This window comes from Chitinophaga sancti, from assembly GCF_034087045.1.
Lineage (GTDB): Bacteria > Bacteroidota > Bacteroidia > Chitinophagales > Chitinophagaceae > Chitinophaga > Chitinophaga sancti_B.
In genome coordinates this window covers 5569088-5588980 of record NZ_CP139247.1, presented here as the reverse complement: position 1 = coordinate 5588980, position 19893 = coordinate 5569088, and the positions used below count along the sequence as shown (strand labels likewise).

Sequence of the window (19893 nt, the reverse complement as noted above, 5' to 3'; positions counted from 1 at the left end):
AAATTTTAATACTTTTGTCGCGGGTAGGTCCAGTTTATAACCTTTCGTAAGTAGGATGGAATCCCATTTTTTGACAATGTAGCTTGGATGAATAAAAAGCGTTCGGTGATCTTCAATTCCCCATTTCCCTCTGAATACGTGACGATAAGTTATACCCTGTACCTAACTATTTAACGGCTATCTGTAAGGGACGCCTATCTCTATCTTTATGAAGAATACATTACTGTTAAGCTTCGGCTTATTGCTTTGTTCGTTGATGACATTTGGTCAAATGCCGACCAGTCCATGCAGCCCCAGCGGTGGAAAAAAGGCAGACATTTTGAGCGTAGAAGCTAAATACAGAGCACCCGGAGGTGCTGCCCCTGTTTTTATTATTCCAGCAGGGACTTCTTCCATCAATGTGTATGTTTCTTCCGAGACAGGTATCACTACAGGTAGTGATAACCCTCAGGGAGACGAGGACTTCATCAATATCAGTGCTGTGATTGATATCTCAGGAGGAACGTCATCCGGTTACGTGAATGTGGCTAAGAATACGAATACTGATGGTTCGGGAACGAATGTGTATGGGTGGCAGAAAGTTGCCCTTGGCAGTTTTATCCCTGCCGGAAACAAGGTAGGGGATGCCACACCAACTGACCTGAACAATGTGAAGTTTGCAATTTCCGGCAGCACGCTTACCATTACAGAGACCGTTACTACAACGCATTCTTCTTATTATGTAGAATATTGTTCTCCTTATAATAATTCACTGACTCCACTCGATCCCCAGGTAAAAGCGTTATTGCATGGCACGGGTACTGCTAATACAGACCTGGTTATTGCCATTCCAACTGGTACTAATATTATCAGTATCCAGGGTAAGGGTACCAATACCAGTAATACCGATCTGAATACAAATTCCGGAACAGAGGAAGGTTATTCCAATATGCGCTTTACCATCGACCTGGATGCAGCTTTGACGGATGGCGTAATCACTTTGGCGAATGGTGGTTCTGTAGACAGAAGATCGACTTATGTGATCAATAACCTGTCCAGTGCATCCACCATGAGTTTCCTTTCATCAGCAGCGATTACTGGTGATTATTCCACCAAACTGGGTACCACCGGAGCAGTAGGGGTATGCAACCCGCAGATTTACATCTCGGGAACGAACCTGGTCATTAAGCGTGATGCGAATTATGCCCGTGACTTTGACGATGCATATGTCGTAGAATTTTACAAAAGAGTAGGACAGGGGATGAGTGCAGAATTCTTCAATACCGATTTTGCATTTATAGCCAAGGGTACCAGTTCTTCAGCAGGGGTTGCCAAAACATTTTCTATTCCGCTTGGTACAACCTCCATGTACCTGAATGAAACGGGAAACGCGGTGAATACCGATCGTGAAAGTAATGAAAACTCACTGGCTGCATATGCATACATCGATCTGTCAACAAGTACCGCTACAGGTTATTTTTATCAGCAGGTAGGTTTGGATGGTGCTACCAGGAGAGATGACAACTTTGCTTTTAAAAGCGTACCACTGGATGGAACCAGTGCGCGGAACCATGCGAATACAGTAGGTTATAAGGGTGGTTATGGATATGATATTTCTTTTTCCCTCTCAGCCGATAAAACCACGCTGACGGTGACTAATAAAACTGGTCTGGCCAACCCGGATTATCAGATCCTGGAATCCATGGATTATTATGGCGCCCGACCGGATATTGCTTTTAATGCCGCTGATATTTCATTTACAAAAGGTAGCTCCTGTAATATCGTGAGGGCAAGTGTGGAAGTCTGTAACCCGGGTGCGGGCAATGCCAGTGCGGGCATGCCGATTTCGATATATCACGGGGATCCTACTACGGATCCCGCAGCTATTTTATTATATACCGGCACCTTCAACCAGACGATCCTGCAGGGAGAATGTAAAACATTTACCTATGACATGGATCTGAGTGCATTTGATAACCTGGATTTCGACGTCACCCTGATCATCAATGATAATGGTAGTTTTGTAAGTGGTGGGGTAGGACATGCAGTGGGTACGCCTTTTACATTATCTTCCCTGGCCAGTCAGAATACGGGTTATAAGGAGTGTTACTTCGATAATAACCTGATCACAAAGGCAATGGATGTCAATAATTGTCCGAAGGCGAACCTGGATGCGGATAACAGTTCAGGTGCTACGGGCAATTATAATTACCTGAATTATTTCAATGCGGGTAGCTCAGGTGCGAAGATCACTGATACGGATCTGAGCATCGTAGATTATGATGGAGATAATATGGAGACGGCGGTGATTACGCTCACGAATGTGCTGGATGCAGGTAGTGAAGGATTGTACATCAATGGTACATTGCCAGCAGGTATTACTGCAACCGGCAGTGGTACCAGCACAATCACACTGACGGGGTCTGCTTCGCAGGCGAATTATATTGCTGCGCTGAAACTGATTGAATATAGAAACAGCAATAGTGCACCGAATACAACGAACCGTATCATCACGACAACATTGAATGATGGTACAGAGACAGGGCCGGCTTCAACTACAACGATCATCATCACAACAGATCCGCGTATCAATGTAACGGGTAATGGTACATTGATTAATGATAATAGTGGTACGGTGACGACAGTAGATGGAACTGATTTTGGTACGGTAACGGCGGGTACGGTAACAAATACATTTGTGATCAACAACGTGGGTACCGGGGTAATTAACCTGACAGGTACACCGAATGTGGCAATCAGTGGTGATGCAGGTTTTACGGTGAGTGCGCAGCCAACAGGTTCCTCTATAACAGCGGGTGGCAGTACGAGCTTTACGGTTACGTTCAATGCTGCTTCTCATACAGTAGGTGCTTATGTGGCAGTTGTGCGGATATTGAATAATGATGCGGATACGGGCCGGGCGGATTATTCCTATACGGTTATGGCGACAGTCAATAACTTACCGGTAGTGACGAATAGTACGGTGACAGGAATAGAAGATAATACCCTGGCATTTACAGCGACTAATTTTACATCACAATATTCAGATGCGGATGGAACTGCGTTGAATAAGATCCGAATTGTTACTTTGCCATTGAATGGTAGTTTCCGGTTGAATGGAGTGGTGATTACAGCGGGGCAGGAGATTCTGGCGTCACAGTTGGGGAATATCACGTTTATTCCGACGGCCAATTGGAATGGAACGACCAGTTTTGACTGGAGGGCATCAGATGGAACTTCTTATTCAGCGGCGGCGGCGAAGATGACTATTGTGATTACAGCGGTGAATGATGCGCCGGTAATTACAGTGCCGACGAGTATTGCAGTAACAGAGGATATTCCGGCTTCATTGAAGGATATATCATTTGCGGATGTGGACGCGGGTACGGGTAGTGTGACGGTTACTTTTTCAGTGCCGGATGGATCTGTGAGTGCGGTGTCGGGATCGGGAGTAGTGGTGAGTGGTACGGGTAGTGCGTTGGTATTGACGGGTACAATTACGGATATTAATGCATTTTTGACTGCGAATAAAGTTACTTATTCTTCATCACAGAATCCGCCTGCAACGGTTACATTGACAGTAAATGTCAATGATAATGGGAATACGGGTGCAGGGGGTGCAAAGCAGGATACTAAAACTGTTACATTAGGTATTACAGCGGTGAATGATGCGCCGGTGGCGGTGGATGATGTGCTGACTATATTAGAAGATAATGTAGGTACGGGAAATGTATTGACAAATGATACAGATGTGGAGGGAAATGCGCTGACGGCTAGTGTGCAGACAGGTCCGGTGCATGGTACGATTGTGTTGAATACGAATGGTAGTTATACTTATACACCGGCGGCGAATTATAATGGGGTGGATAGTGTGAAGTATAGTGTGTGTGATAATGGTACGCCGAATATGTGTAGTGTAGGTACGCTTCGTATTACAATCACAGCAGTGAATGATGCGCCGGTGGCGGTGGATGATGTGCTGACTATATTAGAAGATAATGTAGGTACGGGAAATGTATTGACAAATGATACGGATGTAGAAGGGGATGCGCTGACGGCTAGTGTGCAGACAGGTCCGGTGCATGGTACGATTGTGTTGAATACGAATGGTAGTTATACTTATACACCGGCGGCGAATTATAATGGGGTGGATAGTGTGAAGTATAATGTGTGTGATAATGGGACGCCGGGCATGTGTAGTGTAGGTACGCTCCGTATTACGGTGACTCCTGTGAATGATGCACCTACCGGGGTTGATCAGAATATTACGACTCCTGAGGATGTGGCTTATTCTGGAAGTGTAGTTGGTTCAGATGTGGATGGGGATGCACTGACTTATAGCAAAGCGACCGATCCATCACACGGAACCGCTATCGTCAACGCAGATGGAACATATACTTATACCCCGGCAACCAATTACAATGGCCCTGATAGCTTTACTATCGAGATCAATGATGGTAATGGTGGTACTGCAACAGTAACAATCAACATCACCGTAACAGCAGTAAATGACGCTCCGACTGGTGCAGACCAGACTATTACCACACCCGAGGATACTCAATACAATGGTAGTGTCGTAGGTAATGATGTGGATGGTGATGCGCTGACTTACAGCAAGGCTACCGATCCTGCACACGGTACAGCTACTGTCAATGCAGATGGAACATACACTTATACTCCTGCTGCGAACTATAATGGTCCTGATAGTTTCACTATCGGGATCAATGATGGTAATGGCGGTACAGCAACGGTAACAATCAATATAACTGTAACAGCGGTAAATGATGCCCCAACTGGCACAGATCAAAACATCACAACCCCTGAAGACACACCATACAATGGTAGTGTAGTTGGTTCAGATGTGGATGGTGATGCGCTGACTTACAGCAAGGCTACCGATCCTGCACACGGTACAGCTACCGTCAATGCAGACGGAACATATACTTATACTCCTGCTGCAAACTACAATGGTCCTGATAGTTTCACTATCGGGATCAATGATGGTAATGGCGGTACAGCAACGGTAACAATCAATATCACTGTAACAGCGGTAAATGATGATCCAACTGGCGCAGATCAAAACATCACAACTCCTGAAGACACACCATACAATGGTAGTGTAGTTGGTTCAGATGTGGATGGCGATGCGCTGGCTTACAGCAAAGCTACCGATCCAGGGCACGGCACCGCTACAGTTAATGCAGACGGAACATATACTTATACTCCAGCTGCAAACTATAATGGTGCCGATAGCTTCACTATCGAGATCAATGATGGTAATGGCGGTACAACAACGGTAACTATCAATATCACTGTAACTGCAGTAAATGACGCTCCGACTGGTGCAGACCAGAACATTGCTACTCCTGAGGATGTAGCTTATAATGGTAGTGTGGTAGGTTCAGACTTGGATGGTGATGCGCTGACTTATAGCAAAGGGACCGATCCTGCACACGGTACAGCAACCGTAAACGCAGACGGAACATATACTTATACCCCAGCTGCAAACTTCAATGGTGCTGATAGCTTCACTATCGAGATCAATGATGGTAATGGCGGTACAGCAACGGTAACAATCAATATCACTGTAACAGCGGTAAACGATGCTCCAACTGGCGCAGATCAAAACATCACAACCCCTGAAGACACTCCATACAATGGTAGTGTAGTTGGTTCAGATGTGGATGGCGATGCGCTGGCTTACAGCAAAGCTACCGATCCAGCTCATGGTACAGCTACCGTAAACGCAGACGGAACATATACTTATACTCCTGCTGCAAACTACAATGGTCCCGATAGCTTCACTATCGAGATCAATGATGGTAATGGCGGTACGATAACGTTAACAATCAATATCACTGTAACAGCGGTAAACGATGCTCCAACTGGCGCAGATCAAAACATCACAACCCCTGAAGATACTCCATACAATGGTAGTGTCGTAGGTAATGATGTGGATGGTGATGCGCTGACTTACAGCAAGGCTACCGATCCTGCACACGGTACAGCTACTGTCAATGCAGATGGAACATACACTTATACTCCTGCAAGCAACTATAATGGTCCTGATAGTTTTACTATTGAGATCAATGATGGCAATGGCGGTAGTGCAACAGTAACAATCAATATCACAGTAACCGCAGTAAATGATGCTCCGACTGGAGCTGATCAGACGATCACCACACCAGAGGATACTCAATACAATGGAAGCATTGTAGGTAATGACGTGGATGGTGACGCGCTGACTTATAGCAAGGCTACTGATCCGGCACATGGTACAGCTACCGTCAATGCAGACGGAACTTACACTTATACTCCTGCTGCGAACTATAATGGTCCTGATAGTTTCACTATCGAGATCAATGATGGTAATGGCAGTACAGCAACGGTAACAATCAATATAACTGTAACAGCGGTAAATGATGCCCCAACTGGCACAGATCAAAACATCACAACCCCTGAAGACACACCATACAATGGTAGTGTAGTTGGTTCAGATGTGGATGGTGATGCGCTGACTTACAGCAAAGCTACTGATCCATCACACGGAACCGCTACCGTAAACGCAGACGGAACATATACTTATACTCCAGCTGCGGACTATAATGGTGCCGATAGCTTCACTATCGAAATTAACGATGGCAATGGTGGTACAGCAACGGTAACAATCAATATCACTGTAACAGCGGTAAACGATGCTCCAACTGGCGCAGATCAAAACATCACAACCCCTGAAGATATTCCATACAATGGTAGTGCCGTAGGTAATGACGTGGATGGTGATGCACTGACATACAGCAAAGCGACCGATCCAGGGCACGGCACCGCTACAGTTAATGCAGACGGAACATATACTTATACCCCAGCTGCGAACTATAATGGTCCTGATAGTTTCACTATCGAGATCAATGATGGTAATGGCAGTACAGCAACGGTAACAATCAATATAACTGTAACAGCGGTAAATGATGCCCCAACTGGCACAGATCAAAACATCACAACCCCTGAAGACACACCATACAATGGTAGTGTAGTTGGTTCAGATGTGGATGGTGATGCGCTGACTTACAGCAAAGCTACTGATCCATCACACGGAACCGCTACCGTAAACGCAGACGGAACATATACTTATACTCCAGCTGCGGACTATAATGGTGCCGATAGCTTCACTATCGAAATTAACGATGGCAATGGTGGTACAGCAACGGTAACAATCAATATCACTGTAACAGCGGTAAACGATGCTCCAACTGGCGCAGATCAAAACATCACAACCCCTGAAGATATTCCATACAATGGTAGTGCCGTAGGTAATGACGTGGATGGTGATGCACTGACATACAGCAAAGCGACCGATCCAGGGCACGGCACCGCTACAGTTAATGCAGACGGAACATATACTTATACCCCAGCTGCGAACTATAATGGTCCTGATAGCTTCACTATCGAGATCAATGATGGTAATGGCGGTACAGCAACAGTAAGCATCAATATCACTGTAACCGTAGTAAATGATGATCCAACCGGAGCTGATCAGAACATTACCACACCTGAAGATGTAGTTTATAATGGCAGTGTGGTAGGCTCAGACGTGGATGGTGATGCGCTGACTTATAGCAAGGCCACCGATCCAGGGCACGGCACCGCTACAGTTAATGCTGATGGAACATACACTTATACTCCTGCAAGCAACTATTATGGTGCTGATAGCTTCACTATCGAGATCAATGATGGTAATGGTGGTACTGCAACAGTAGCAATTAATATCACTGTAACCGCAGTAAATGATGATCCAACAGGTTCAGACCAGACGATCACCACACCCGAGGATACTCAATACAATGGTAGTGTAGTAGGTAATGATGTGGATGGAGATGCGCTGACATACAACAAAACTACCGATCCTGCACACGGTACAGCTACCGTCAATACAGATGGAACATACACATATACTCCTGCAAGCAACTACAATGGACCAGATAGTTTCACTATCGAGATCAATGACGGCAATGGCGGTACTGCAACAGTAACAATCAATATCACCGTAACCGCAGTAAATGATGATCCAACAGGTTTAGACCAGAATATTACTACGCCTGAAGATGTAGCATACAATGGTAGTGTAGTAGGTAATGACGTGGATGGTGACGCGCTGATATACAACAAAGCCACTGATCCAGGGCATGGTACCGCTACCGTAAATGCAGACGGAACATACACTTACACGCCAGCAGCCAGCTATAATGGACCAGATAGTTTCACTATCGAGATCAATGATGGCAATGGTGGAACTACCACAATAACTATCGATATCACCGTAACAGCTGTAAACGATGCTCCAACTGGCGCAGACCAGAACATTACTACTCCTGAGGATGTAGCTTATAATGGTAGTGTAGTAGGTAATGATGTGGATGGTGATGTGCTGACTTATAACAAGGCAACTGATCCAGCACATGGTACAGCTACCGTAAATTCTGATGGAACATATACTTATACTCCTACTGCAAACTACAATGGTGCTGATAGCTTCACTATCGAAATTAATGATGGAAATGGAGGTACGGCAACGGTAACAATCAATATTACTGTAACATCGGTAAATGATGCCCCAACTGGCACAGATCAAAACGTCACAACCCCTGAAGACACTCCATACAATGGTAGTGTGATCGGCTCAGACGTAGATGGTGATGCGCTGACTTATAGCAAAGCTACTGATCCATCTCATGGTACCGCTACAGTTAATGCTGACGGAACATACACTTACACTCCTGCAAGCAATTACAATGGTCCTGATAGCTTTACTATCGAGATCAATGACGGCAATGGCGGTACTACAACAGTAACGATCAATATTACCGTAACAGCGGTAAATGATGCTCCAACAGGCGTAGACCAGAATATTACCACACCTGAAGATGTAGCTTATAATGGAAGTGTGGTGGGTTCTGACGTGGATGGTGATGCGCTGGCATACAGTAAGGCAAGTGATCCAGCACATGGTACAGCTACCGTCAATGCAGATGGAACATATACTTATACCCCAGCCGCGAACTATAATGGTCCTGATAGCTTTACGATTGAGATCAATGATGGCAATGGTGGTACTACCACAGTAACGATCAACATCACTGTAACAGCTGTAAACGATGCTCCAACTGGCGCAGACCAGAACATTACTACACCTGAAGATGTAGCTTATAATGGTACTGTAGTAGGTTCTGATGTGGATGGAGATGCGCTGACTTACAGCAAAGACACCGATCCTACTCATGGCACTGCTGCAATTAATGCTGATGGAACATATACTTACACTCCAGCTGCAGACTATAATGGTCCTGATAGCTTTACTATCGAAATTAACGATGGCAATGGTGGTACTACCACAGTAACTATCAACATTACTGTAACAGCGGTAAACGATGCTCCAACCGGCGCAGACCAGAATATTACAACACCAGAGGATATTCAATACAATGGAAGTGTCGTAGGTAATGATGTGGATGGTGATGCGCTGACTTACAGCAAAGCCACCGATCCTACTCACGGCACTGCTACAGTCAATGCAGACGGAACATACACTTACACTCCTGCAAGCAATTATAATGGTCCCGATAGCTTCACTATCGAAATCAATGATGGCAATGGTGGTACTACCACAGTAACGATCAACATCACTGTAACAGCTGTAAACGATGCTCCAACTGGCGCAGACCAGAACATTACTACACCTGAAGATGTAGCTTATAATGGTACTGTAGTAGGTTCTGATGTGGATGGAGATGCGCTTACCTACAGCAAAGATTCTGATCCAGCTCACGGAACCGCTACCGTCAACGCAGATGGTACATATAATTATACCCCGGCAACCAATTACAATGGTCCTGATAGCTTTACTATCGAGATCAATGATGGTAATGGTGGTACTGCAACAGTAACAATCAATATCACTGTAACAGCAGTAAATGATGATCCAACAGGTTCAGACCAGACGATAACCACACCAGAGGATACTCAATACAATGGTAGTGTCGTAGGTAATGACGCAGATGGTGATGTGCTGACTTATAACAAAGCTACCGATCCAGCCCACGGTACCGCTACCGTCAATGCTGATGGAACATATACTTATACTCCTGCAAGCAATTACAATGGACCAGATAGTTTCACTATCGAGATCAATGATGGCAATGGTGGTGCTGCAACGGTAACAATCAATATCACTGTAACCGCAGTAAATGATGATCCAACCGGCGTAGACCAGGATGTTACTACACCTGAAGATGTAGCATATAATGGCAATGTAGTAGGTAATGATGTGGATGGTGATGTGCTGACTTATAGCAAGTCCATCGATCCTACTCACGGCACCGCTATCGTCAATGCAGATGGAACATACACTTATACTCCTGCAAGTAACTATAATGGACCTGATAGCTTCACTATCGAGATCAATGATGGTAATGGTGGTACTGCAACAGTAACAATTAATATCACTGTAACAGCAGTAAATGATGATCCAACAGGTTCAGACCAGACGATAACCACACCAGAGGATACTCAATACAATGGTAGTGTCGTAGGTAATGACGCAGATGGTGATGTGCTGACTTATAACAAAGCTACCGATCCAGCCCACGGTACCGCTACCGTCAATGCTGATGGAACATATACTTATACTCCAACTGCAGACTATAATGGTCCCGATAGCTTCACTATCGAAATCAATGATGGCAATGGTGGTACTACCACAGTAACTATCAACATCACTGTAACAGCTGTGAATGATGCTCCAACTGGTGCAGACCAGAACATTACTACTCCTGAAGATGTAGCTTACAATGGTAGTGTAGTAGGTTCAGACGTGGATGGTGATGCGCTGACTTACAGCAAGGCAACTGATCCAGCCCACGGTACCGCTACCGTAAACGCAGATGGAACATATACTTATACTCCTGCTGCAAACTACAATGGTCCTGATAGTTTCACTATCGAGATCAATGATGGCAATGGCGGTACTGCAACAGTAACTATCAACATCACTGTAACCGCAGTAAATGATGATCCAACAGGTTCAGACCAGAATATTACTACGCCTGAAGATGTAGCATACAATGGTAGTGTAGTAGGTAATGACGTGGATGGTGGTGTGCTGACTTATAGCAAAGCTACCGATCCATCCCACGGTACCGCTACCGTCAATGCAGATGGAACATATACTTATACTCCAACTGCAGACTATAATGGTCCCGATAGCTTCACTATCGAAATCAATGATGGCAATGGTGGTACTACCACAGTAACGATCAATATCACTGTAACCGCAGTAAACGATGCTCCAACTGGCGCAGACCAGAACATTACTACTCCTGAAGATGTAGCTTATAATGGTAGTGTAGTAGGTAATGATGTGGATGGAGATGTGCTGACCTACAGCAAAGATTCTGATCCAGCCCACGGTACCGCTACCGTAAACGCAGATGGAACATACACTTATACTCCTGCTGCAGACTATAATGGACCTGATAGCTTCACTATCGAGATCAATGACGGCAATGGCGGCATTGCAACAGTAACGATCAATATCACCGTAACAGCTGTGAATGATGCCCCAACCGGTTCAGACCAGACGATCACCACACCAGAGGATACTCAATACAATGGCAGCGTCGTAGGTAATGACGTAGATGGAGATGCGCTGACCTACAGCAAAGATTCTGATCCATCCCACGGTACCGCTACCGTCGATGCTGATGGAACATATACTTATACTCCAACTGCAGACTATAATGGTCCCGATAGCTTCACTATCGAAATCAATGATGGCAATGGTGGTACTACCACAGTAACGATCACCATCACTGTAACAGCAGTAAACGATGCTCCAACTGGCGCAGACCAGAACATTACTACTCCTGAAGATGTAGCTTTTAATGGTAGTGTAGTAGGTAATGATGTGGATGGTGATGTGCTGACTTACAGCAAAGATTCTGATCCAGCCCACGGTACCGCTACCGTAAACGCAGACGGAACATACACTTATACTCCTGCTACAGACTATAATGGACCTGATAGCTTCACTATCGAGATCAATGACGGCAATGGCGGCACTGCAACAGTAACGATCAATATCACCGTAACAGCGGTAAATGATGCCCCAACCGGAGCAGACCAGACGATCACCACACCAGAGGATACTCAATACAATGGCAGCGTCGTAGGTAATGACGTAGATGGAGATGCGCTGACCTACAGCAAAGATTCTGATCCAGCCCACGGTACCGCCACCGTCAATGCTGATGGAACATATACTTATACTCCTGCTGCAGACTATAATGGACCTGATAGCTTCACTATCGAAATCAATGATGGCAATGGTGGTACTACCACAGTAACGATCAATATCACTGTAACCGCAGTAAACGATGCTCCAACTGGCGCAGACCAGAACATTACTACTCCTGAAGATGTAGCTTATAATGGTAGTGTAGTAGGTAATGATGTGGATGGAGATGCGCTGACTTACAGCAAGGCAACCGATCCAGCACACGGTACCGCTACCGTAAACGCAGATGGAACATATACTTATACTCCTGCTGCAAACTACAATGGTCCTGATAGTTTCACTATCGAGATCAATGATGGTAATGGCGGTACTGCAACAGTAACTATCAACATCACTGTAACCGCAGTAAACGATGCCCCAACTGGCACAGATCAAAACATCACAACCCCTGAAGACATGCCATACAATGGCAGTGTAACAGGCTCTGACGCAGATGGTGACGCGCTGACTTATAACAAAGCTACCGACCCAGCCCACGGCACCGCTACCGTCAATGCTGATGGAACATATACTTATACTCCAACTGCAGACTATAATGGTCCCGATAGTTTCACTATCGAGATCAATGACGGCAATGGCGGCATTGCAACAGTAACGATCAATATCACCGTAACAGCTGTGAATGATGCCCCAACCGGCGCAGATCAGACGATCACAACACCAGAAGATACCCAATACAATGGTAGTGTCGTAGGTTCTGATGTGGATGGAGATGCGCTGACTTACAGCAAGGCAACTGATCCAGCCCACGGTACCGCTACCGTAAATGCAGCCGGAACATATACTTATACTCCTGCTGCAAACTACAATGGTCCTGATAGTTTCACTATCGAGATCAATGATGGTAATGGCGGTACTGCAACAGTAACTATCAACATCACTGTAACCGCAGTAAACGATGCCCCAACTGGCACAGATCAAAACATCACAACCCCTGAAGACACGCCATACAATGGCAGTGTAACAGGCTCTGACGCAGATGGTGACGCGCTGACTTATAACAAAGCTACCGACCCAGCCCACGGTACCGCTACCGTCAATGCTGATGGAACATATACTTATACTCCAACTGCAGACTATAATGGTCCCGATAGTTTCACTATCGAGATCAATGACGGCAATGGCGGCATTGCAACAGTAACGATCAATATCACCGTAACAGCTGTGAATGATGCCCCAACCGGCGCAGATCAGACGATCACAACACCAGAAGATACCCAATACAATGGTAGTGTCGTAGGTTCTGATGTGGATGGAGATGCGCTTACCTACAGCAAGGCAACTGATCCAGCCCACGGTACCGCTACCGTAAACGCAGCCGGAACATATACTTATATTCCTGCTGCAAACTACAATGGACCAGATAGCTTCACTATCGAGATCAATGACGGCAATGGTGGCACTGCAACAGTAACTATCAACATCACTGTAACTGCTGTAAACGATGCCCCAACTGGCACAGATCAAAACATCACAACCCCTGAAGACACGCCATACAATGGCAGTGTAACAGGCTCTGACGCAGATGGTGACGCGCTGACTTATAGCAAGGCTACCGACCCAGCACACGGCATCGCTACCGTAAATACAAATGGAACTTATACTTACACGCCAGCTGCAAACTACAACGGCGCCGATAGCTTCGCTATCGAAATCAATGATGGCAATGGCGGTACAGCAATAGTAACTATCAACATCACCGTTACACCTGTCAATGATGCACCAACCGCCTTCAACCAGATCGTTACCACTCCCGAAGACACCCCATACAATGGCAGTGTCATAGGTACCGACCCAGATGGCGACGCCCTCACTTTCAGCAAAGGCTCAAACCCTACGAACGGTACAGCCACTGTCAATGCAGATGGTACTTTCACTTATACGCCAAATGCAAACTATAATGGTACGGACGCCTTTACTATCGTAATCAGCGATGGACACAGTGGCACAACTACCATTACCGTTAACGTGACCGTGACACCTGTCAACGACGCACCTACCGGCACTGACCTGAACATCACCACTCCAAAAAATACCGCTTACACCGGTAATGTTACTGGCGCTGACATAGATGGCGATGTGCTCACATATACTAAAGCCACCGACCCATCATACGGTACGGTAGTCGTAAATATGAACGGTTCATTCACCTACACACCAACAACCGGCTATGTAGGCAACGACAGCTTCACTGTCACCATCTCTGATGGTCAGTACAGCATTACTATTACCGTCTACATCACTGTCACCCAGGTAATCACTCACCCGGGCATCACATTGGTGAAAACCGCCGTTCTCAATGGTAATGTCATCACCTACACCTTCACGACCACAAACACTGGCGATGTTCCGTTAATCAATGTCATCCTCGCCGATCCAATGGTCAACCTGAACACCACTATCTCTGCCACCCTGCAATCAGGTGCTGTGGTTACGCAAACCGCTACTTACACCCTCACACAGACCGACAGAGAAAACGAATCAGTGACCAACACTGCTACCGTAAGTGGGGCAACCACAGATCATGTCACCGTGTCCGACATCTCGGGTACTACCGCCGGCAATGATACACCAACAACGATCACGGTTCCGGGAGCACCAAAAGCCAAAGACGACGAGTACGATACCCGGATGAATACGAAGATCAGTTTCAATTTCATAGATAACGATGACTTAGGTACTTCTACACTGGGCACCTACACCATCATCAGTGAAGTACAACATGGTACTATATCCAGAGATGTAAATGGTTATACCGAATACACTCCTGACCAGGGCTATGTTGGTGACGACACCTTCACCTATACCATCACAGATGCCGACGGCTATATTTCCAACGTCGCTACTGTAATCATTCATATAGGTGCTGTCTATATCGCCGTGCCAACCTTATTCACGCCAAACGGCGATGGTAAGAACGACGTATTCGAAATCGTCGGCCTGGAGAAATACACCGAAAATGAATTGATCATTGTAAACCGTTGGGGTAACGAAGTATACCGCCAGCATAACTATTCCAATACCTGGACCGGAGATGGATTAAGTGAAGGCACCTACTATTACTTATTACGCGTTAAGAAACAAGGCGGCGCGGATTGGGAAGTCTTCAAAGGTTTCACGACCATCCTCCGCAAATTCAAGAAATGATGAAAAGAGGTTTTATATTGTTGCTATGTATGGCGTTGGGCAAATCGACATTTGCCCAACAAGAAGCGCAGTTCAGTCAATATATGTTTAACGGCATCTACATCAACCCGGCGTATGCAGGCTATAAAGAGGAATTATACCTGCATGCGTTCTATCGGGCACAGTGGACTGGAATAGAAGGAGCTCCCCGGAGCTTCTCTGTTTCTGCCGATAATATTGCCAACGACGGAAATGTAGGCTGGGGCATCCAGGCGGTCGCCGACAAACTCGGTGCACAGACCAACCAAACCCTCTATGCCAGTTATGCCTACCGCATACGCATGAATGAAGACGGTACTTCCCGTTTGTCTTTCGGCATTAGCGGTGGCCTGGTGAACCTCGCAGTGAACACGTCTTTGCTTACCACCACCAATCCTGAAGACGATATGCCTGTCGGTACTTTGACGACCACCGTTCCCGATGCCAGGGCGGGTGTATTTTATGCAGATGATAATTTCTATGCCGGCGTTTCTGTAGACAACCTCGTTGCACCGCATATCAACAAGTCTAAATATGTATATATCGCTACACCACGTCCACATTATTATGTCACCGCCGGTGCTTTGTTCAAACTGAATGACCAGCTTTCTCTCAAACCTTCTTTCTTATTGAAAGACGACAGGGGAGGACCCACCAGTTTGGATGTCAACGCTTTTCTGCTGATTACAGATAAACTCTGGCTGGGAGGGTCTTACAGAACCAGTGTCTCCCTATACGATAAAGCCTATCTGCAAAAGACGCTGACCACCAGGGACGCCGCCGTTGCTGCGATTGAAATATTCCCGATGCCGACCCTCCGTATCGGTTATGCCTATGACTTTTCCATTGGCCCTTTACAGAGCTATAGCAACGGATCTCATGAAATATCCATTGGATTTACCATTCCTACAAACAAGGATCATGTAAATTTGCGTAAATTGGGTATCTCATGCCCCAAAGTATTTTAATGTAGCTATGTCAAATGAATTTTCGCAGGCTGAGTGGGATGCCTGTATCAAAGTACTGTAAGTGTTGTCCAAAGATCCCGATAAATCGCTGGATACCCTGACGATCAAAGGTCTCGTCAAAAAATTATATAAACGCGCCAGGAAGGTCCAACGTGAAGTAACAACCCAGGCTATACAGCAACAGATTATTACCCTTACTAGTTCTACTGAAAAATTGCGGAAGCTGTCCCGACAACAGGATTGGTTAAAGCAATATGATCAAAAAATCGGCAGGACTCGAACTTGCATCTGCAAACTTGGGGTAAGCAGTTTTCCATTTAATTAATAGCGTAAAAATAATTAATATTTACTCAGAAACAATAACTGCCGCAGCAACATATCTACTTTAGACATATAATACCCTGCTGCTTTCGCCATTGCTAGCGGATTTTCATAAATGTATTTCAACTCAAGCGGGCGCTTATTGTCAAAATCCAGTTTCATACTCGGTGCATAAGGACGCATCGCTATCGTAAACTGCAACATATCATATACCATTGTTTCCGGCAACTGCGCACCGCAGGCATTTGCCCCATTAATTACTTCATGCATGATCTCTTTAGACAATTCGTAAGTAGCCTTATCTGCCAGCAGCTTGTTGGCTGTAGTATTCAAAACTACTGACATTCCATTGAAGGTGATGTTCCATACCAGCTTCTTCCAGCGCAATGTATTCAGGTCCGCTGCCTTTTTTGCAATCAATCCTGTTTTATCAAATGCATCTACCACCTGGTCAATAATACCTGTATCCTGTATATTATAATTGCCAATTTCGATATCTCCATAGTCGAGGTGATGCATTTGTCCGGGGCTGACCTTATTCACTGAAATCAACGCCGTAGCACCTGCTATGCCTACACCCGGGAACATGGTGGCTACATCGGCTTCCACACCGAGGCCATTTTGTATCAGGATCATAACCGACTTGTCATGTAATAAGGGCTTTACCAATGAGGGCAGCATGCTTTCATTACTGGTAGTCTTTAAACACACCAATATCACATCGCAAACGGGCATGTCTGCCGCCTGTTGATATGCGTTTACCTTGTCTAAATGAATATCGCTGAATACTTCAGATATGAGGTGGAGTCCGTCTTCCTTTACTGTTGCATAGTCACTGTTTAATAAAAAGTGTACTTCCTCGCCGGCATTGGCTAACATGGCACCATAAAATCCTCCGATGGCACCGGTTCCTACTATCGCATATTTCATTGTATGAAATTATAATGTGGCTGCTAAGGTACAATCTATTACCTTTTCTACCTGACATGCATATAAACCCGCGCTCCAGCTGGCATCGGGGCTCTTTACTTCAATGTAATCAACTCATTTTTAATCGCAAACAACACCAAACCAGTTCTGGATTTAATCCCAAACCGTTGAAACAGGTCCTGCCTGTAATTATCTATCGTATGCGGACTCAAATTCATCTGATCCGCAATTTCCTTATATGTATACTCTGTACAACACAACTCTAAAAACTTTATCTCATTACTACTCAGCTTCTCCGGTGCGTTATTCCCCGCCAGGTGTCCCTGAATATTCCGCAGTAATTTAAACGATACCAGCTCATTTATAAAGAATCCCTGCTCACTGATCGTCCTGATCGCATGCACCACATCCGTCATCTTCGACTCCTTCAGCAAATACCCACCCGCACCATTCTTCAGCATTTTAATGATCGGCTTCTCTTCTTCAAACATGCTCAGCGCCAGCACATGCACATCCGGATAATTTTCCCGCAACCATCGGGTACTCTCAAACCCATCCATCACAGGCATACTGATATCCATCAAAATTACCTCCGGCAAAGGAAATTTAGTCAGCTTAGTCTTCATATCCTCACCATTAGAGGCATCAAATACAATAGAGATTTCCGGAAACTCAGACAACAGGCTTATCATCCCCTGACGGAACAAGGTATGATCGTCAATAATGGCAATCGTGGTTTGCTTTTCAGCCATAATTTTATTTAGTAAGGAATCGTTATCTTAATCGTAGTGCCGGCACCGGGTGCTGATTGGATCTGGGTATGCCCGCCAATCATGCCTGCCCGCTTCTGGATATTCTGTAATCCCATGCCTTTGTGCTGCTTCATGATTTCAGCCACATCAAATCCATTACCATTATCCTGTATAGACAAGGTTAATACATTACCAGCAAACGCTAAGTTAATAACAATTTCATTGGCTTGTGCATGCCGCACGATATTATTCAGGATCTCCTGGAATAGACGGAAGGTGATCGTCGCTTTATCTGCAACGGGTGGGAGGGGAGTATCAGGGTGTGTATAGGAAATACGAAACAGGTCCGATCGTTCCAGGTACTCGAGTTCAAAGGCAATAGCATCTACCAGCCCCCTGTTCAGGAGCTCTTCGCCATGCAATAACCGGGATAGTGCCCGCAGCTCTTTCACCGCCCTTTTGGCAAGTGCTTCCGCCGCGGCCACCTTTTCGCCGGCCTTCTCTGTATCTTGTACGTTGATAGAACCCAGGGTCATTACCGTAAGGCCCAGCAACTGTCCGATATTGTCATGTAAGTCGTAACCAATGGTCTTCAGGGTTTGCTCCTGGACCTCCATTTGGGTTTTCAACAATTCGGTGTCAAATGCCTGTTTCAGGCTTTCCTTTTCTTCCGCATGCTTCTTTTTCCGTCGGTTATAGAGGTTCACATATACTATCAGGAACAAGGGGGCAATCAGAAAAATTATGGTTGTGAGACCGATGAGGAATAATACTTCCTTTGAAGAAATCTGCATATAAAAGCGTATGACCAACAGGCATACAACAACACATTCAGGATTGAAAAGGTGACATACCTGATCGAAGAAGAAATAAGCGAGATTTTGTCATGCACCAGATAATCATTGAAAATATTGGTCGCTGTACTACCAAAGTAAAATATAAGGGTTCCATTCACCCACCAAAATGGCGCGTAGGTATTCAGGACTACATACTTTTCGTCCCTTAAGATAAGATAATAAAAATAAAGACTTGCCAATACAAATACTACAGATTCTGTAGAGGCAGTAACGTTTACGAACTTTGCAAAATGAAGGAGTTGACTTTCCCGTACATACATGGCCAGAAATATACATAGCCAGAGGATGAGCGTACTGCGTTTATTGGTGTATTGCAGGTACAGATAATAGAAAAAATAACTAATAAAACCACATTCTACCAATAGGTATACATTATATAAGGGCGCATTGGACATGTCTGTCATTTCCCGGATATATATACCTGTTAGTTCAGTCACACAGGTTAGCAACAAGAAGATGATAAAATACCGCCATATGGGCGTTTTGTCTTTTGCAAGACAAAACACCCCTATTAACAGGCAGATCATTTCTGCGACGGTATTGACTGTAAAATATAATTTCATGCTGTATAG

General features: G+C 45.3%; 6 protein-coding genes. 2 read left to right on the top strand and 4 right to left on the bottom strand.

Features of this window, described 5'->3' with window-relative positions; translation table 11 throughout:
• The first annotated feature begins 208 nt into the window (after positions 1 to 208).
• Entirely contained in the window at positions 209 to 15475 is a 15267-nt protein-coding gene (locus tag SIO70_RS22645) for an Ig-like domain-containing protein (protein ID WP_320574562.1), read from the top strand.
• Entirely contained in the window at positions 15472 to 16461 is a 990-nt protein-coding gene (locus tag SIO70_RS22640) for a type IX secretion system membrane protein PorP/SprF (protein WP_320574561.1), read from the top strand. Before SIO70_RS22645 ends, SIO70_RS22640 begins: the two co-directional genes overlap by 4 nt.
• Before the next feature lie 339 nt (positions 16462 to 16800).
• On the opposite strand, the gene SIO70_RS22635 is transcribed toward SIO70_RS22640, so the two are convergent.
• The 4 genes from SIO70_RS22635 to SIO70_RS22620 form a co-directional block, all read right to left on the bottom strand.
• On the bottom strand, positions 16801 to 17712 hold the full coding sequence (locus SIO70_RS22635) for a putative 2-dehydropantoate 2-reductase (RefSeq protein ID WP_320574560.1): 912 nt from the start codon (positions 17710 to 17712) through the stop codon (positions 16801 to 16803).
• Between the two features lie 95 nt (positions 17713 to 17807).
• Entirely contained in the window at positions 17808 to 18464 is a 657-nt protein-coding gene (locus SIO70_RS22630; RefSeq protein WP_083724878.1) for a response regulator transcription factor, read from the bottom strand.
• Positions 18465 to 18472: 8 nt separating this feature from the next.
• On the bottom strand, positions 18473 to 19258 hold the full coding sequence (locus tag SIO70_RS22625; protein ID WP_320574559.1) for a sensor histidine kinase: 786 nt from the start codon (positions 19256 to 19258) through the stop codon (positions 18473 to 18475).
• The gene (locus SIO70_RS22620; protein ID WP_320574557.1) at positions 19207 to 19884 is read right to left on the bottom strand and encodes a hypothetical protein; all 678 of its coding nucleotides are present in this window, start codon (positions 19882 to 19884) and stop codon (positions 19207 to 19209) included. The genes SIO70_RS22625 and SIO70_RS22620 overlap by 52 nt, the downstream gene beginning before the upstream one ends.
• Between the last annotated feature and the right edge of the window lie 9 nt (positions 19885 to 19893).

Coding starts and splice junctions, on each gene's coding strand:
- SIO70_RS22645 (WP_320574562.1), top strand. CDS start 209: ATGAAGAATACATTACTGTTAAGCTTCGGCTTATTGCTTTGTTCGTTG.
- SIO70_RS22640 (WP_320574561.1), top strand. CDS start 15,472: ATGATGAAAAGAGGTTTTATATTGTTGCTATGTATGGCGTTGGGCAAA.
- SIO70_RS22635 (WP_320574560.1), bottom strand. CDS start 17,712: ATGAAATATGCGATAGTAGGAACCGGTGCCATCGGAGGATTTTATGGT.
- SIO70_RS22630 (WP_083724878.1), bottom strand. CDS start 18,464: ATGGCTGAAAAGCAAACCACGATTGCCATTATTGACGATCATACCTTG.
- SIO70_RS22625 (WP_320574559.1), bottom strand. CDS start 19,258: ATGCAGATTTCTTCAAAGGAAGTATTATTCCTCATCGGTCTCACAACC.
- SIO70_RS22620 (WP_320574557.1), bottom strand. CDS start 19,884: ATGAAATTATATTTTACAGTCAATACCGTCGCAGAAATGATCTGCCTG.